Annotated in this window: 14 protein-coding genes; 7 read left to right on the plus strand and 7 right to left on the minus strand. The window is 66.0% G+C overall.

The window, feature by feature from the left end; translation table 11 throughout:
* Nucleotides 1-71: 71 nt before the first annotated feature.
* The 3 genes from SDENCHOL_RS00690 to SDENCHOL_RS00700 are packed head-to-tail and all read right to left on the minus strand — an operon-like array spanning nucleotide 72 to nucleotide 4,142.
* Nucleotides 72-1,145, minus strand: coding sequence for an NAD-dependent epimerase/dehydratase family protein (locus SDENCHOL_RS00690; RefSeq protein ID WP_067171327.1), 1,074 nt, complete (start codon nucleotides 1,143-1,145; stop codon nucleotides 72-74).
* A 40-nt stretch (nucleotides 1,146-1,185) separates the two neighbouring features.
* Nucleotides 1,186-2,679, minus strand: coding sequence for an amidohydrolase family protein (locus tag SDENCHOL_RS00695; protein ID WP_067171324.1), 1,494 nt, complete (start codon nucleotides 2,677-2,679; stop codon nucleotides 1,186-1,188).
* Entirely contained in the window at nucleotides 2,673-4,142 is a 1,470-nt protein-coding gene (locus tag SDENCHOL_RS00700) for a CoA transferase (RefSeq protein WP_067171321.1), read from the minus strand. The genes SDENCHOL_RS00695 and SDENCHOL_RS00700 overlap by 7 nt, the downstream gene beginning before the upstream one ends.
* Nucleotides 4,143-4,379: 237 nt before the next feature.
* Between SDENCHOL_RS00700 and SDENCHOL_RS00705 the strand changes: the two genes are divergently transcribed.
* The 3 genes from SDENCHOL_RS00705 to SDENCHOL_RS00715 all read left to right on the plus strand — a co-directional run bounded on the left by SDENCHOL_RS00705 (nucleotide 4,380) and on the right by SDENCHOL_RS00715 (nucleotide 7,628).
* Nucleotides 4,380-4,688, plus strand: coding sequence for a hypothetical protein (locus tag SDENCHOL_RS00705; RefSeq protein ID WP_197706800.1), 309 nt, complete (start codon nucleotides 4,380-4,382; stop codon nucleotides 4,686-4,688).
* Between the two features lie 97 nt (nucleotides 4,689-4,785).
* Entirely contained in the window at nucleotides 4,786-6,282 is a 1,497-nt protein-coding gene (locus SDENCHOL_RS00710; RefSeq protein ID WP_067171317.1) for a class I adenylate-forming enzyme family protein, read from the plus strand.
* A gap of 125 nt (nucleotides 6,283-6,407) precedes the next feature.
* A complete protein-coding gene (locus SDENCHOL_RS00715) occupies nucleotides 6,408-7,628 on the plus strand; it encodes a DUF1214 domain-containing protein (RefSeq protein ID WP_067171314.1) in 1,221 nt (406 codons plus the stop codon).
* On the opposite strand, the gene SDENCHOL_RS00720 is transcribed toward SDENCHOL_RS00715, so the two are convergent.
* On the minus strand, nucleotides 7,603-8,832 hold the full coding sequence (locus SDENCHOL_RS00720; protein WP_154715702.1) for a CaiB/BaiF CoA transferase family protein: 1,230 nt from the start codon (nucleotides 8,830-8,832) through the stop codon (nucleotides 7,603-7,605). The two genes, SDENCHOL_RS00715 and SDENCHOL_RS00720, sit on opposite strands and share 26 nt — an antisense overlap.
* A 262-nt stretch (nucleotides 8,833-9,094) precedes the next feature.
* Here SDENCHOL_RS00720 and SDENCHOL_RS00725 point away from each other — a divergent pair, with 262 nt between their 5' ends.
* Entirely contained in the window at nucleotides 9,095-9,667 is a 573-nt protein-coding gene (locus tag SDENCHOL_RS00725; protein ID WP_067171309.1) for a LemA family protein, read from the plus strand.
* A gap of 18 nt (nucleotides 9,668-9,685) precedes the next feature.
* Nucleotides 9,686-10,588, plus strand: coding sequence for a hypothetical protein (locus SDENCHOL_RS00730; RefSeq protein WP_067171306.1), 903 nt, complete (start codon nucleotides 9,686-9,688; stop codon nucleotides 10,586-10,588).
* 33 nt (nucleotides 10,589-10,621) lie between these two features.
* Here SDENCHOL_RS00730 and SDENCHOL_RS00735 read toward each other — a convergent pair whose 3' ends face one another.
* On the minus strand, nucleotides 10,622-11,386 hold the full coding sequence (locus tag SDENCHOL_RS00735; RefSeq protein WP_067171303.1) for an SDR family oxidoreductase: 765 nt from the start codon (nucleotides 11,384-11,386) through the stop codon (nucleotides 10,622-10,624).
* 196 nt (nucleotides 11,387-11,582) lie between these two features.
* Between SDENCHOL_RS00735 and SDENCHOL_RS00740 the strand changes: the two genes are divergently transcribed.
* A complete protein-coding gene (locus SDENCHOL_RS00740; protein WP_067171299.1) occupies nucleotides 11,583-11,828 on the plus strand; it encodes a hypothetical protein in 246 nt (81 codons plus the stop codon).
* A 37-nt stretch (nucleotides 11,829-11,865) separates the two neighbouring features.
* Complete coding sequence (locus tag SDENCHOL_RS00745) at nucleotides 11,866-12,570, plus strand: PaaI family thioesterase (RefSeq protein WP_067171296.1); 705 nt, start codon at nucleotides 11,866-11,868, stop codon at nucleotides 12,568-12,570.
* A 54-nt stretch (nucleotides 12,571-12,624) separates the two neighbouring features.
* Here SDENCHOL_RS00745 and SDENCHOL_RS00750 read toward each other — a convergent pair whose 3' ends face one another.
* On the minus strand, nucleotides 12,625-13,782 hold the full coding sequence (locus SDENCHOL_RS00750; RefSeq protein ID WP_067171292.1) for a methyl-accepting chemotaxis protein: 1,158 nt from the start codon (nucleotides 13,780-13,782) through the stop codon (nucleotides 12,625-12,627).
* A 78-nt stretch (nucleotides 13,783-13,860) separates the two neighbouring features.
* Nucleotides 13,861-15,183, minus strand: a complete 1,323-nt coding sequence (locus tag SDENCHOL_RS00755; RefSeq protein WP_067171288.1) for a M18 family aminopeptidase — start codon at nucleotides 15,181-15,183, stop codon at nucleotides 13,861-13,863.
* Nucleotides 15,184-15,294: the final 111 nt, after the last annotated feature.

Below are 15,294 nucleotides of genomic sequence, written 5' to 3' on the forward strand. Positions count from 1 at the left end.
AAGGCAAGCCCCGCGCCTGCTCGACCGGGCAGCCGCGCCAGCCCCTAACGATGGACTGAATGCAACGAGCCTTACTTGCCCGCTGCCAGCTTCATCCTGTTGTACATCTCGACGTAATAGGGCAGCGACGCCTTGATCCCCTGCTCGGTGTTGTAGAGCGGCTCATAGCCCAGATCGCGGCGCGCCTTGTCGATGCTGAAGAAATTGTCGATGGCGATGCGCTCGATGGCCAGCGGCGGCACCGGCGGCTCCTGGATGCCGAGCTTGAAGTGCAGCGCCTGCCAGATGGCCATGACGCTCTTGACCAGCGCCGCCGGCACGCGCATCTTCGGGAACGGATAGCCGACCGCCTCGACGACGGGACGCGAGAAGTCGAACATGTTGATCGGCTCGCCGTCGTTGATGAAATACGCCTGGCCGGGCGAGGTGCCGCCCTCGACGAGATGCTGCGCGGCGAGGACATGGCCGTGGATCAGGTTGTGCACGTAGCTGTTGTCCAGCCGCGCCTTGCCCGAGCCAACCAGCGCCCGCAGCAGGCCGGCGATCATCTGGTTGAACATGTGGCGGAACATCGTCTGGTCGCCTTCGCCCCAGATGCCGCTCGGACGGATCGAGCAAGTCAGGATGCCCTGGCCGTTCTGTTCGAGCACCCATTTCTCGGCCACCACCTTGGTCTCGGTGTAGAGGTCGTTGAAGCGTTCGGTATAGGGCAGGGTCTCGTCGCCATTGACGATGGGCTGGCCGCCGATCACCACGCTGTTGCTGGCGGTATACACGAAACGCTGGGCGCCGGCGGCACGGCCGGCCTGCAGCAGATTCTTGGTGGCTTCGACGTTGATCGCATAGGAGCGGTCGCGGTATTCCTGGGTGACCGCGCTGCCGCCCTTCAACTCGATGATGGCTGCCGTGTGGAAGATGGTGTCGATGTCCTGGACGGAGCGCCTGACCAGTTCCCGATCGCAGATGTTGCCCTGGATGATTTCAAGATTCTCCTGGGCCGGCAGCGGCGAAGGCGCGAGGTCGAAACTGCGCACCTTGTAGCCCTTGGCCAGCAGCGTCTTGACGAAATTGCAGCCGACGAAACCGGAACCGCCGGTAACCAGCACACGGCCAAGATCAGTGGTCTTGTTGAAATCACCTGCCATGACAGCCCTGCCTCCGTAAGTAATTCATTGAAATTGCAGCTTAAGACTGCGGATTATCGCATGGGCGCAAATACGCCTCTGTGCGATTTTCCGCAGCGGCGTGAATCAACCTGCCCAACTTGAGCGTCGCCGCCACGCGTACGGCTGCCAGGTTGCCGCGTGCCGCGGCCCAGGGACGGTCGAGCAGACACAGATCGGCCGTCGCGCCGACTTCGATCCGACGCGGCGCGGCCCCCGGCGCCGCCAGCGGCGCGAGAAACAGGGCCAGCGCGGCTTCCGGCGCCAGCGCCTCGACCGCGCCGAGAACCGCGCCGTGGCGACTGCGCCGCTCGACCGCGGCCTGCATCGCCGCCCAGGGATCGACCTGACCGAAGGGCGCATCCACGCCGCCGGCCAGCGGTATGCCGGCATCCAGCAAACCGCGCAGACGATACAGCCAAGGCCGGTCGGCGGCGGGCACCTCGCGCAGATAGGTGTCGCCGCGCTCGAAAATGAAATTGGGCTGGCTCACCACGGTCACGCCGCGCGCCCGCAACAGCGGCAGCACTTCCGGCGGCGCGATGGCCGCATGCTCGATGCGATCGCCCGGATGCGCGCCGGCCGCTTCCAGCACGCCGAGGGCGAACACCAGCTCGGCCAGCGTCACGCAGTGCGCGGCCACGGCCCGCCCGGCCGCATGGCTGCGGGCAATGGCGGCAACCGTGACATCGAAATCCGGCAGCGCGTGCTCGTGCAGATGCAGCTTCAGCGGCCCGCGCCGCACGCCGATGCCAGTCTCCATCGTCGTGTCCGCCGCGTTTGCCGTATCCGTCAAGGCATCCAGACTGGCATCGCCCATGACCAGGACGTCCTGCGCCAGCTCGCCCGCCGCACGGGCCGCGACGAAATGGCGATACTGCGCCAGGTCATTGTGCGCCGTGGTCTCCGTCACGCCGGTAATGCCATGCGCCGCCAGCAGCCGGCCGACGCGCGCCAGCGATGGAAAGCCGCGCGACGATGGGCTGCGGCCGCGCAACCAGTCGTCGGCGTCGAGGATGCGGCCGGCGCGATACGCCAGTCCCGGCGGCGGCGCGGCATCGGCCAGCAGCAATGCCAGCGCCGCCGAATTGACGATCCACAGACGCCCGCTGCGCTGCTGGATACGCACGGGATGCCGTGGCACGACGCGATCCAGCCAGATACGATCGATCTCGCCGGCCACCGATTCGTGATAGCCGATGCCGCGTATCCACTCATGCTCGGCCGTCGTCGCGGCACGGGCCTGCAAGGCCTCGGCCAGCGCCGCCGCCGTCGTCACCTGCGGCGGGCCGCAGGGCAGCGAATCCAGCGCGACGGCAAGCGCGGCCAGATGCAGATGATGATCGTGCAAACCGGGCAGCAGCGCCGCGCCGCCGGCATCGAGCACGGCTTCGTCCACCCGTGGCGGCAAGCTGCCGGCAGCGGCGAGTTCGGCAATGCGGCCGCCCGCGATGCGCACATCGACCCGCCGCGCGGCCGCGTGGATGAAATCGATTTCGGCATTGCGGATCAGCATGAAATACCCAGTTCCTGCAGGATGGCTGCCGTGTCGGCGCCGAGTGGCCGGGCGGCCGCCGGCGCGCGGCGCGGCAGCGGCAGGCAGGCCGCATCGATGCCCGCCGCAGCGATCTCGGCTTGCCAGTCCCGCCAGCGCGCATGCAGCGCGGCACGCTCGCCCGGCAGGCGGAACTGCGCGCAATGGCGCGCCACATCCGTCAGCGCCAGCGCAACCAGTTGCCCGCCGCCGCCCAGGTACGCCGCCAGCGCGGCCAGGGCCGCATGCCAGCCGGTCAGCGGATCGGCAATGGCGTCGCCGCAAAACATGGGCTCGCCGGTCAAGTCCAGCATGACGCCGGACAGGCCGGCAGCCACGCCGGCATCGTCGCCGTAGGCGATCCACTCGCCTTGCGGCGCATCGCGGCCATGACCGCTGATCGCCAGCCAGCTCAGGCGCGGATTGGCGGCGATCAGATCCTCGGCGCAAATCCCCAGTTGGCGCAAGGCGCGCGGGCGCGAGGCTTCGATGACGATGTCGGCGCGCGCGAGCAGCGCGCGCAGTTGCGCAATGCCTTGCGAGCTGGCGAAATCCAGCGCGACGCTGGCCTTGCCGTGATTCATCAGATCGTAAAAATCCGCCGCGCCGCGCCGCGCGCCATCCGGCCGCTGCCGGCTCTCGACCTTGATGACGCGCGCGCCGGCAAGCTGCAGCAGATGACTGCACAGCGGCCCGGCCCACAGCGAGGACAGGTCGACGACCAAGGGCGGCCGGTAGCCAGGCTCGCACCGGCGCTGGCGTGCCTGCGTGGCGATCCGCCGCGCCTCGAACCAGGCCGCCGGCCGCTGTTCGATATCCGCGACATCCGCGACGGCAGCCAGCGCCAGCCCCAGCAAGCGTCCCCGCTCGATCAGCGCAGCCAGTGGGCGCTCGCGCAGCAGTCCGGCCAGCGCTTGCCAGGCCGCATCCCCATCCCCGGCACCGGCGGCAAACCCGCTTTCCGATTCCAGCCAGGCCGCGAGCAAATCCCAGTCGTCGGCACGCGGCAGGCTGACCGCCAGCCAGCCATCGGCAGCGCGCAGCAGCCGGCAGGCGCCGCCGGCGGAAATCGGCCCCTGGCGCACCAGCCCGCCGAGGGCTGCGCGTTCGCCCAGCGTCTCCACACCGGGCAGCGCGGCCTGCCAACGGCCACCCGTCGCGGCCAGCAGCGCAGTCAGCGCCCGGGCAACGCCATCGACGCAGGAAGCCAGCGGCAACGGACACATCTGCGGCGGCCCGTCGGCACGCCCGGTCAAGACCATGGCGCCGCTTTGCGCCCAGGCGATGGCCGGATGCCGCCCTGCCGGCCTTGCGCCGCGCCGCACCTGCGCGCCCAGCGTGCTCAGCAGGCGGGCGGCATAATCGTCCGCCCAGTCAGCCGCCCCATCATCCGCATCGAGCGCGCAGACGAAGCCGGACAAGGGCGAAAAATCGACAGCGTGCATGGATGGAAAACTCGGCATGACAGCCTGGCGGATGGCGGCTCGCCATTTTAAGCCGCCGCATCGAGTGCGCATGCGGATGCGGATACGAATACCGATGCGACAGCTGTTAGTCCGTGTGGACGATGAGTCAAAGCCCCCCGGTACGGATACTTCCGGCCTTGATTGTTAATGGAAAATTGCCGGTTTCCACGCAGGTATCGGCGCAACTGACAGCAACGATAGACGGGAGAAAAAACGATGAAGGCATTGAAATCCGGCGTGCGCCTGAAAAGCGCCGTGTGCGACACCGAAGTGATGGTCACCAAGGCGGCGGCCGATGAAATCCAGCTCACCTGTGGCGGCGCCGAAATGCTCGAAATGTCCGGCGCCAAGAGCGGCGGCACGCCCGATGCCGCCCATGCCGCCGGCACCCTGGTCGGCAAGCGCTACGTCGACGAAGGCGACCGCTACGAATTCCTCTGCACCAAGGGCGGCAAGGGCAACCTGGCGATCAATGGCGTGGCCCTGCAGGTCAAGCAGGCCAAGGCCCTGCCGTCTTCGGACTGACGGGACGACCGGCCAGCCCCGGCTCTCGAAACAGCAAAACCCGTCATCCCCGCCTGCGCGGGGATGACTTCATCAGAGCATCCCTAAGGAAACACACATGAATCTGGCCATGGCCCTGGAGATGTCGGCGGAATGCTTCCCCGACCGCGTCGCCGTCACTTCCGACGGCAAGAACATGACCTATGGCGAACTGCTCGCCGCCGCCAGGCGCGCCGCCGCCGAGATCCAGGCCAGCGGGGCGAAGTACGTCGGCCTGCTCGACATCAGCAGCCTGGCCGTGCCGGTGGCGGTGTTCGCCTCGGCCTACGCCGGCGTGCCCTACGTGCCGCTCAACTATCGGCTGACCAAGCCGGAGCTGGAAGAATTGCTCGAACGCATCGCCCCGGCCTACCTCATCACCGACACCCCCGCGATCAGCCCGCTGACCGTGCCCACCGGCGTACAGGTGGTCTTGCGCGAGGACTTCCTCGAACTGGCTCGCTCGACCGGCCCGCAGGTCGAGGCCGCGCCGGGCGAGCCGTCGGACGTGGCGATCCAGCTGTTCACCAGCGGCACCACCGGCAAGCCCAAGGCCGCCGTGCTGCGCCATGAGAATCTGATGTCCTACATCCTCGGCACCGTCGATTTCGGCAATGCCGAGGAGACCGATGCCGTGCTGGTGGCCGTGCCGCCGTATCACATCGCCGGCATCTCGGCCGTGCTGAGTTCCACCTACGCCTGCCGGCGCATGGTGCAACTGCCGAACTTCGACGCCAAGGGCTGGCTGGAGCTGTGCCGCAACGAAAGGATCACCAATGCCTTCGTCGTGCCGACGATGTTCTCGCGCGTCATCGATTACCTGAATGAAACCGGCGAAGCCGCCAACCTGCCCGCGCTGCGCGCCATCGCCTACGGCGGCGGCAAGATGCCGCTGTCGGTGATCGAACGCGCCATGGAACTGCTGCCCGACGTCGATTACACCAATGCCTACGGCCTGACCGAAACCAGCTCGACGATCTGCCTCTTGACGCCGGACGATCACCGCAGCGGCGCGGCCAGCGACGATCCGGAAGTCAGGAAGCGCCTGACTTCGGTCGGCAAGCCGATCGGCTCCATCGAACTGGTCATCCGCGATGACGACGGCAAGCCGCTGGAGCCGAACCAGGCCGGCGACATTTTCGTCCGCGGCGGCCAGGTGGCCGGCGAATACCTCGGCCTGGGCAGCATGCTCGACAAGGACGGCTGGTTCCCGACGCGCGACCGCGGCTATGTCGATAGTTACGGCTATGTCTATCTCGAAGGTCGGGCGGACGACGTCATCGTGCGCGGCGGCGAGAACATCTCGCCGGGCGAGATCGAGGACGTGCTGCTCGAACATCCGGCCGTCTCCGACATCGCCGTGGTGGCGATTCCCGACGAGCAATGGGGCGAGAACGTCGGCGCGGCCATCGTCCTCAAGGACAAGGCCGCAGCCAGCGTCGAGGAACTGCAGGAATGGGTCAAGGCCCGCCTGCGCTCCTCGCGCGTGCCGGCGAAGATCATCTTCAAGGATCAACTGCCCTACAACGAAATGGGCAAGGTGCTGCGCCGCCTGGTGAAGCAGGACTTCGCGTAGCAGCCTTGAGGCTTCCTGCGCAAACGGCAGGAATGGAGGAATAGGAAGCGCGTCATTTCCGCGTGCAAGAAAGCGGGAATGACGACCGATGGCGTTCCGCGGCAAGTCGTCCAGCGAGGTCTGAAATGAACGATCCGGCACTCGATTCCGTTCTCAGCGGCGCCACCTGGGAAGCCTTCTGCGACACCCTCAAGCGCGCCGGCCAGCAGATCCTGCGCCCCGAAGCACCGGACGACGCCTTCAACCGCGCCGAAGGCTGGCGCTATCTTTCCCGCCTCATCCGCATCGCACTGGAAATGCACGTCGAATACGCCGATCCGCGCTGGCCCGGCTTCATCCAGCCTTCGCACGAGACGGTCAAGATCGGCGGCGACAATCCCGACAACCTCTATCTCTCGGCGCGCATCGACGGCCGCTACGACTATCGCGTATGGGGCACGCGCGGCAGCGTCTCCGCGCTCGGCTTTTCCACCAAGAGCGGCGGCTATGCCGCCAACCGCGACGGCCGCATGGAGTGCAACGGCTTCATCGACGCCGCGCAGATGAACCTCGATGAGGACGGCAACTTCGAGCTGATCCTCAGCCAGCAGCCGCCATCCGGCCGGCCCGGCAAACCCGGCAACTGGCTGCCGATGCGCGCCGACACCAATCAACTGCTGGTGCGCCAGACTTTCCTCGACCGCGCAACCGAGCAACCGGCGCGGATCCATATCGAACGCCTGGGAGGCGATGCGGCCACCGCTGCACCCGCTACGCCCGCCGCGCTCGACCCCGCCACCCTGCACGAAAACCTGCAGCGCGCCGCCCGCTTCGTCGAAAATACCGCCCGCCTCTTTGCCGACTGGGCGCAGCTATTTCAGACCCAGGAGGCGAACACCCTGCCGCCGCGCGACCAGGCCATGTTCCAGGCCGCAGGCGGCGATCCGAACATTTTCTACTACCACGGCTACTGGCGGCTGGCACCCGACGAGGCGCTGGTCATCGAACTCGAACGCAGTCCCGACTGCGACTTCTGGAACTTCCAGGTGGACAACTACTGGATGGAGTCGCTCGACTATCGCTACCATCGCGTCCACCACAACGCGCACACGGCCCGGCCCAATCCCGACGGCAGCCTCACGCTGATCGTCGCCCACCGCCCATGTTCCGGTTCCGGCCTCGGCGCCGCTCATCCCAACTGGCTGGAAACCGCCGGCCACGATCTGGGCACCATGTGCTTCCGCCTGATCGGCGCCCGGGAACCCATGCAGCGCCACCATCCGCAAACGCGGGTGGTGAAGCTTGCCGAGCTTTCTGCGCGCTACGCCCCCGCCGACGCGCTCAACCCAGCAGCTTGTTCGCCTTGATCGCCGCGATCTTCGCCGCATCGTAGCCGAGCACGTCGCGCAGCACTTCGTCGCTGTGCTGGCCGACGGTCGGCGCCTTGGCCGGCTCGGGCATCCGCTCGCCGACGAACTGTACCGGGAAGCCGAGCATGTCGGCGCCGTGTTCTTCGTGCGGCCAGACCTTGAAGCGATCCTGGAACTGCGGATCATCGACGATGTTCCGCGGCGTATTCACCGGCGCCAGCGGCGTGTTGGCCTGGATGCCGAACGCCAGCCATTCCCTGGTGGTCCTGGTCTTGAAGATGTCGCGCAACTCGGCCTGCAGTTCGCGGTTGCCGCGCGCATGGTCGGCAAATTTGGAACCCGGCCATTTCTCGAACAGGTCGGCGCGCCCCAGCCCCTCGCAGAAATTCTTCCAGAAGGCCTGCTCCGAGGCCATGAACAGCACGTGGCCGTCCTTCGATTCGTACATCTGGTAGCGCACGCCTTCCTTCATGCCGGCAGTGGCCACCGGACGGCGCTTGTAGCCGTCGGACTTGTTGCCGGTGACCACATCCTCCGGCCGCGCGTAGGCCATGTAGGACTCGCTGCGATACCAGTCGAAGGCGGCGGCGGCGTCGGATTGCGCCAGCTCCATGAAGCAGCCTTCGCCCGTCGCGCGGGCGCGGATCACCCCGGCCAGCACGCCCAGGCCGCCAAACAGCGGCGCGGCATTGATGCCGATGCTGACGTGCTCGGGGATGTAGCAGTAACCTTCCTCGTCATACGCCGGCATGACCACACCCGCCCAGGTGTCGTAGGCGATGCCGTGCGAGGGCATGTCGCGGTAGGGGCCGGTCATGCCGTAGCCGGAGACGGTGATGAAGACGATCTTCGGATTGATCTTCTTCAGGTCTTCATAGCCCAGGCCGTATTTCGCCAGCGCGCCCGGCTTGGAGGCTTCGATCACCACGTCGGCATCCTTCACCAGATCGCGGTAAATCTGGCGCGCCTCTTCCTGCTTGAGATCCAGGGTGATGCTCTTCTTGCCGCGATTCAGGTGGTAGTGCATCAGGGATACGCCCTCGATGATCGGCCAGGTCATTTCGCGGATGTAATCGCCGGAGGGGGACTCGACCTTGATGACCTCGGCCCCCAGATCGACGAGCGCGGTGGTGATGGCGGCCGGGCCGAGAATGGAGCTTTCGATGATGCGCAGGCCGGCGAGCGGAAACTGTTGGTTCATGGTGACTACCTCGGGGCGGAAAAAGAAAATGGGCGGCAGCGGAAGGAAAAAGCTTACCAGTCCAGACTGGCCAAGGTTGGAAAATAAACAAGCCGCTCTGCGCCGGGCTCGCGGCCAAATTTCTGATCGGGCCGTTTTCATGTCATTTCAGGCCAGGCGGGACAGACGAAGCCGGCAGCGGCTCGTTTAGAATGGCCGCGGCATTGAACGACCAGGCCAGACAACCATCCACTATCCACGGCCACGCGCCAGAGGAGGCAGCATGAGCATCGTCACAATGATCGTCCTGGGACTCATCGTCGTCGTGCTGATCTACGGCGTCATGCTCTACAACGGGCTGGTGCAGGTCAAGCATGCCGTGGCCAAGGCCTGGGCGAATATCGACGTGCTGCTCAAGCAGCGGCATGACGAATTGCCCAAGCTGGTCGAAACCTGCAAGCAGTACAAGCAATTCGAGCAGGACACCCTGCAGCGCGTCATCGAGGCGCGCAGCCAGGTGCACGCGGCGCGCGAAGCGCAGGACATTCCGGCGCTGGGCCAGGCCGAAGGCGCGCTGCGCATGGGCCTGGGCCGGCTGTTCGCCATCGCCGAGGCCTATCCCGAACTCAAGGCCAACGAGAGCTTCCTGCTGCTGCAAAGCCGCATCAGCGCGCTCGAAAACGGCATCGCCGACCGCCGCGAACTGTACAACGACGCGGTCAACATCAACAACGTGCGCATCGAGCAGTTCCCCGACGCCATCCTCGCCCGGATGTTCAACTTCCCGGCCAGGCCGCTGCTCGAATTCAGCCAGGAAGAAAAGACCGATGTCGACATGAAGACGCTGTTCGGCTGAACCAGCAAACGTCCCGCCATGTCGTTTTCCCTGCGGCGCGAATATGGCCGGCTGATCACTTCCGGCAGCCAGCTGCTCCTGCTGGTCATCGGCTTTCAGGTCGACTCCCCGCTGGGCATGTTCATCTGTCTGGCCTTGATGGCGCCCATCAGCCTGCTGGCCTGGAGCTCGGCCTACCGACGCGCCCGCGCCATCGACGATACGCCGACCTCGAAGATCGCCTCGGCCGCCCAGGGCTATGTCGAATTGATCGGCAACGGCCAGCCGCTGGCCGGCCTGCCCGTCCTCAGCCCGCTGAACCATCTGCCCTGCCTGTGGTATCGCTACACCATCGAGCGACGCGACCACCGCAACAACAAATGGGTGACGGAAAGCCAGGGCGAGAGCACGGCATCCTTCAGCCTCGATGACGGCAGCGGCGAGTGCCTAGTCGATCCGGCGGGCGCCGAGATGCTGATCACAAAAAAGGAAAGCTGGACCAAGGACAACCGGCGCTATACGCAGTGGCTGCTCATCGTCCGCCAGGAAATCTACGTGCTCGGCAACTTCGTCACCCACAGCGGCCTCGACGTCGATCTCAATGTGGATGAAGAGGTCAAGCAACTGCTGGCCGAATGGAAAAGCCGGCCGGCGGAACTGCTGCGGCGTTTCGATCTCGACAGGAACGGCGAAATCGATCTGCGCGAGTGGGAGCTGGCGCGCGAGCAGGCGATCCGCGAAGTGCGCGAGCGGCGCCGGGACGTGCTGGCCGCGCCGGATCTGCACGTCATGCAGCAACCGGACAACGGGCGCCTCTATCTCATCTCCGACCTCAATCCGTCGCGCCTGTCCCGCCGCTATCGTCTCTGGACGTGGTTCCACATCGCGGTCTTCTTCGCCGCCCTGATCGCCCTGCCGGTGACCTGGGCGCGCATCGGCTGAGGCCTTGCCGGCGTGCGTGATTTTTGCGCCGGCTCAGACGATGATCGTGCCGCCGTCGACGTGGATGTTCTGTCCGGTGATCCAGCGCCCGTCGTTCGACACCAGCGCGGCCACGGCATCGGCAATGTCCCCGGGCTGACCGAGGCGCTTCATGGCGGCGAGGCTGGCGCCGACCTTGCGCAGCATCTGGGCATCGCCGCCTTCCAGCATCGGCGTATCGGTCATCCCCGGCGAAACGATATTGACCGTGATGCCGCGCGGCGCCAGTTCGCGCGCCAGCACCTTGGCGAAGGCCTCCAGCGCCGCCTTGCTGCCGGCGTACAGCGCCATGCCTTCGCTGTTGGCGACGGTGATGCCGCTGGAAATATTCACGATGCGTCCGCCATCGCCGATGCAGCGCGCCGCCTCGCGGCACATCATGAACGTACCGCGCGCATTGACGGCAAAGAGGCGGTCGTAATCCGCCATGTCGATATTCCTGAAGGACTTCATGTGGCCGATGCCGGCATTGTTGATGACCACGTCGATGCGACCGTAACGCTCGCGAGCCGCCGCGAACAGCGCCTGCACCTCGGCCTCGACGCGGATGTCCGCCTGCAGCGCGCAAGCCGTGCCGCCGGCGGCAACGATGCCTTCCAGCGTTTGCTGCGCGCCGGCAGCGGAACGCGCATGGGCAACCACGACGCGCAGGCCGTCGCGCGCCAGGCGCTGGCAGATGGCGCGGCCGATGCCGCTGCCGCCGCCGGAAACGATGGCGACGCGCCGTTCATCGGCCTGCGCAGGATCCTTGTCGTTCATTGCCTCACTCCCGATAACGAAGATGAATGCCGCGGGTCTGCTGGAGTAATATGCCGGTCTTGAGTGGTAGCGAAAACAGCAACCAGCCGCCAGCAACCACACCCACCACTCACATCCCCGCCCCGCCACGGCTTCCCGCTTCCCGCATCCTGCATTGCACATCACTCGACGAAGGAAGAAATACAGGGAGTGAATTATGACCGCAAACACCAATTTGCAGACCCGCGCCAAGGTGTCCATCCTCACCGGCAGCTATCAGATCAAAGGTTATGTCGAGCTGATCAACGGTGCCCGGATCACCGACCTGATGAACGGCTCCAAGGAATTCATCGCCGTCACCGAAGCCGAGGTCTATGAAGTCGGCGGCAACCTGCGGCATGTGTTGAGCACGCCTTTCCTCAACGTCTGCCGCAACCACATCCAGATCATCGCGCCGCTCTGAGCAGGCGCCGCCCCGCACCCTCACCGGAACCATCGTCATGAATACCCAGAATCCCCCTGAACCCGGCGCATCCACAGCGACAGTCAGCTTTCCCGAACCCATCGAAGACAACGACATCCTGCGCGAAAAGCGCCGCGCCGGCGCCGCCTTGCGCCGCATCATCGACGGCATCATCACGAAGCATCCCGAAGTCGACACCATGGCCGCGCTGGCCGATCGCCTCGAAGTCCTGGCCGACAGCTTCAACAGCATGCCCGACAAGGCCGTGCGCACCAGCTTCGGCCATCGCATCAGCGCCGAGGACGTGCGCGACTTCATCGAATTCAGCCCGCTCACCGGCAGTGCAAACCCGGTCGCCGCGCCGCTCAGGCTATGGACCGACAATGGCCGGGCCGTGGGCAGCGTGACGTTCGGCCGCAGCTTCGAAGGCGCGCCCGGCGTGGTGCATGGCGGTTTCGTCGCCGCCATCTTCGACGAGATACTTGGCTTCGCGCAGGGTTTTTCCGGCCGGCCGGGCATGACCGGCACGCTCACCATCACCTATCGCGCGCCCACGCCCCTGCTCACCGAACTGCGCATCGAAGGCAGCTATGACGGTACGGAAGGCCGCAAGATCCACACCAGCGGCAAGCTCTACGCCGGCGACACCCTGCTCGCCGAGGCACGCGGCCTGTTCATCAGCTTGACGGACGAGCAATACGCCTCGGTGGCGGCAATGCAAAATTCCTCTACGGACGACTGAGCGCCGAATGCCGGCGCGATGATGAGGGCGGGGATCCGGAGTCTCCGCTCTCCCTCAGGTCGTGAAGCCGTTCGCCAGGCTGTTCGAGCGATCCGTCAGACTGCGCAGTTCGCGCACCGTCTCGCCGACTTCACCCGCGCTGCGGGTATTGATGGCCGCCAGGCTCTCGAGCTGGGCCATCTGACGGGCGACGCTGTCGGCATCGCTGCGGATCGCCGCCGAAGCTGCGGCGGTATGCTGACCGAATTCGACCGAGCGGCCGATCAACTCCTGACTCCGGTTCATGATCTGGCCGATCCGGCCCGAAGTGTCGGCCAGCGCGTTCAGGGCATCGGCCTGACCGTGCATCTGCGCGCTGGCCTCGGAAATTCCGTCGATGATGGCGATCACGGTCCGGTTGATGTTGTCCAGGCTGGTCTGGGTACGTTCGGCCAGTTTGCGCACCTCGTCGGCCACGACCGCGAAGCCGCGTCCCTGCTCGCCGGCGCGGGCAGCCTCGATCGCCGCATTGAGGGCCAGCAAGTTGGTCTGGTCGGCAATCTCCACCACCGAACCGAGAATCTGACGGACTTCCTCGGCGCCGGCCGAGAGCTGGCCGAATCGCTGGGCCAGTTCCTTGCCGTGCTTGACGCTGCTGTCGACGCCGGAAAGCATGCCGATGATCTCGGTACGGCTGGTATCCAGGCTCTCCTTGGTGAGCGTCAGCTCGTCGCAGGCCTGCGCGGCCTCATGCGCCAGGCTTTCGATGCGCTCGCAAATGTCCACGCTGTTGGTCGTGGTCTGGCTGATGATGCGGGTCGTTTTGTCGATGCTGTCCACGATCTCGCTGGTGTATCCGTCGAGGCGCGTGGCGATGCCGACCTGCTCCCGGGCAGCCGCCTTGATTTCATCGATCGAGCGACGGACGTTGTCGCGAAAACCTTCGATGACCTCGATGACACTGCGGATTTCGGCATTCAGCGTGGCATTCACGTTGCAGGATTGCGACAGGTCGCGCTGGCCGAAGTGGCGCAGATAGGCCGACAGCTCGGCCAGCGCCTGCACTCCCCAGCGCTTCTCGTCGGCGTCGTGGACCACGATGACTAGGGCAACCACGGCCTGAACGATCTGGCCGATCAGGTTATCGGTGAAAAAGAGCGCATTGCCGATCAGTAAGGTGATGCCCAGCCAATGCACCAGACGCATGCGGAAAAACAGGGATTGGAATGACATGGCGGCTCCCCGGGCGGAATGGGTGCAGCTATCTTACCCAGCCGCAAGCGCCTTGAGCAACATGAAGCAGGCATGCAACTAGTCGGCAAACACCGCCCGCAGCGCCGCGATCATGTATTCCTGATCCGCCACGCCGGCGCTTTCGCGGGCGCTGTGCATCGCCCACAGCGGCGAGCCGACATCGACGGCGGCAACCCCGAGGCGCGCCGCCAGCAGCGGCCCGATGGTGCTGCCGCAGCCCAGGTCGGCGCGATGCGCATACTGCTGGAACGGCACGCCGGCCTGCTCGCAGCAGCGCATGAAGCGCGCTGCGGTTTCGGCATTGGTGGCATAGCGCTGGTTGACGTTGGTCTTGATCACCGGCCCGCCATTGATCATGATCCGGTGAGCCGGCTCGAAGGCCGCCGGAAAATTCGGCTGATAGGCATGCGCCATGTCGGCGCTGACGAAAAAACTTCGCGCCAGCGCCCGCCGCCGGTCCTCGGCATCGCAGCCCGTCTGCGCGGCAATCCGTTCGAGCACGTCGACGCAGAAACTGCCGGCCGCTCCGGTGGCGCTCTCGCTGCCGACTTCCTCGTGATCGAACAAGCCCGCCACGCACGTTGCCGCGGGCTGCCGCGTCGCCAACAGCGCGCTCAGTGCGGCATGGGAGGAAGCCAGGTTGTCGAGCTGGCGGCTGGCGATGAATTCCTCGCTGGCGCCCCACAGGCTGCCCGGCTGCAGGTCGTGCGCCAGCATCTCCCAGCTCAGCAGATCGCAGGCCTCGGCCTGCGCGGCGCCGGCCAGCAGGCCGCGCAGGCGCGCATCGACCGACGTTTCGTCACTGGCGCCGAACAGGCCGAGCTGGCCGAGCAGCAGCGGCAGCTCGGTCTGCCGGTTGAACTTGAGACCTTGCTCATTGACCTCGCGGTTCATGTGTATCGGCAGATTGGCCAGACGCAGCAAGGGCCGCGTGAAGCGCACCAGGCGCGTCTCCTGTCCCGTCTTCGTGCGCACCACCACGCGCCCGGCCAGCGTCAGGTCGCGGTCGGCAAACGTGGCCAGGATCGGGCCGCCATAGACTTCGACGGCCAGCCGCGCGAGGCCATCGCCCGCCAGCGCCGGCTGCGGCTTCAGGCGCAGCCCCGGCGAATCCACATGGGCGCCGACGATGCGCAAACCCGTGTCAACCAGAGGCCGGCTGCCGACGACGAAAGCCAGCAGCGAAGCGCCGCCGCGCACCGTGTAATAACGCCCGCCGGGCTCGAGCTGCCAGCGCTCGCTCTCCTCGAGTGGCGTAAACCCCGCCGCCGCCAGCCGCGCTACCGCCGTCGCCACGGCATGCCAGGGAGTCGGGCTGGCGTCGATGAAATCGATCAGATCAAGTGCGGTACTGCGGGCGGAAGCGGATGGCTGGGGCATGCTGCGGACTCGGTTGCGATGAGGTTGGTCAATGAAACGACAGGCATGGAAGCATACAAGAGAAGCTCGGCAAGTATCCCGGGAAAGCCTCCGGGAAAGACATCGAACGTG

This window comes from Sterolibacterium denitrificans, from assembly GCF_900174485.1.
GTDB lineage: Bacteria > Pseudomonadota > Gammaproteobacteria > Burkholderiales > Rhodocyclaceae > Sterolibacterium > Sterolibacterium denitrificans.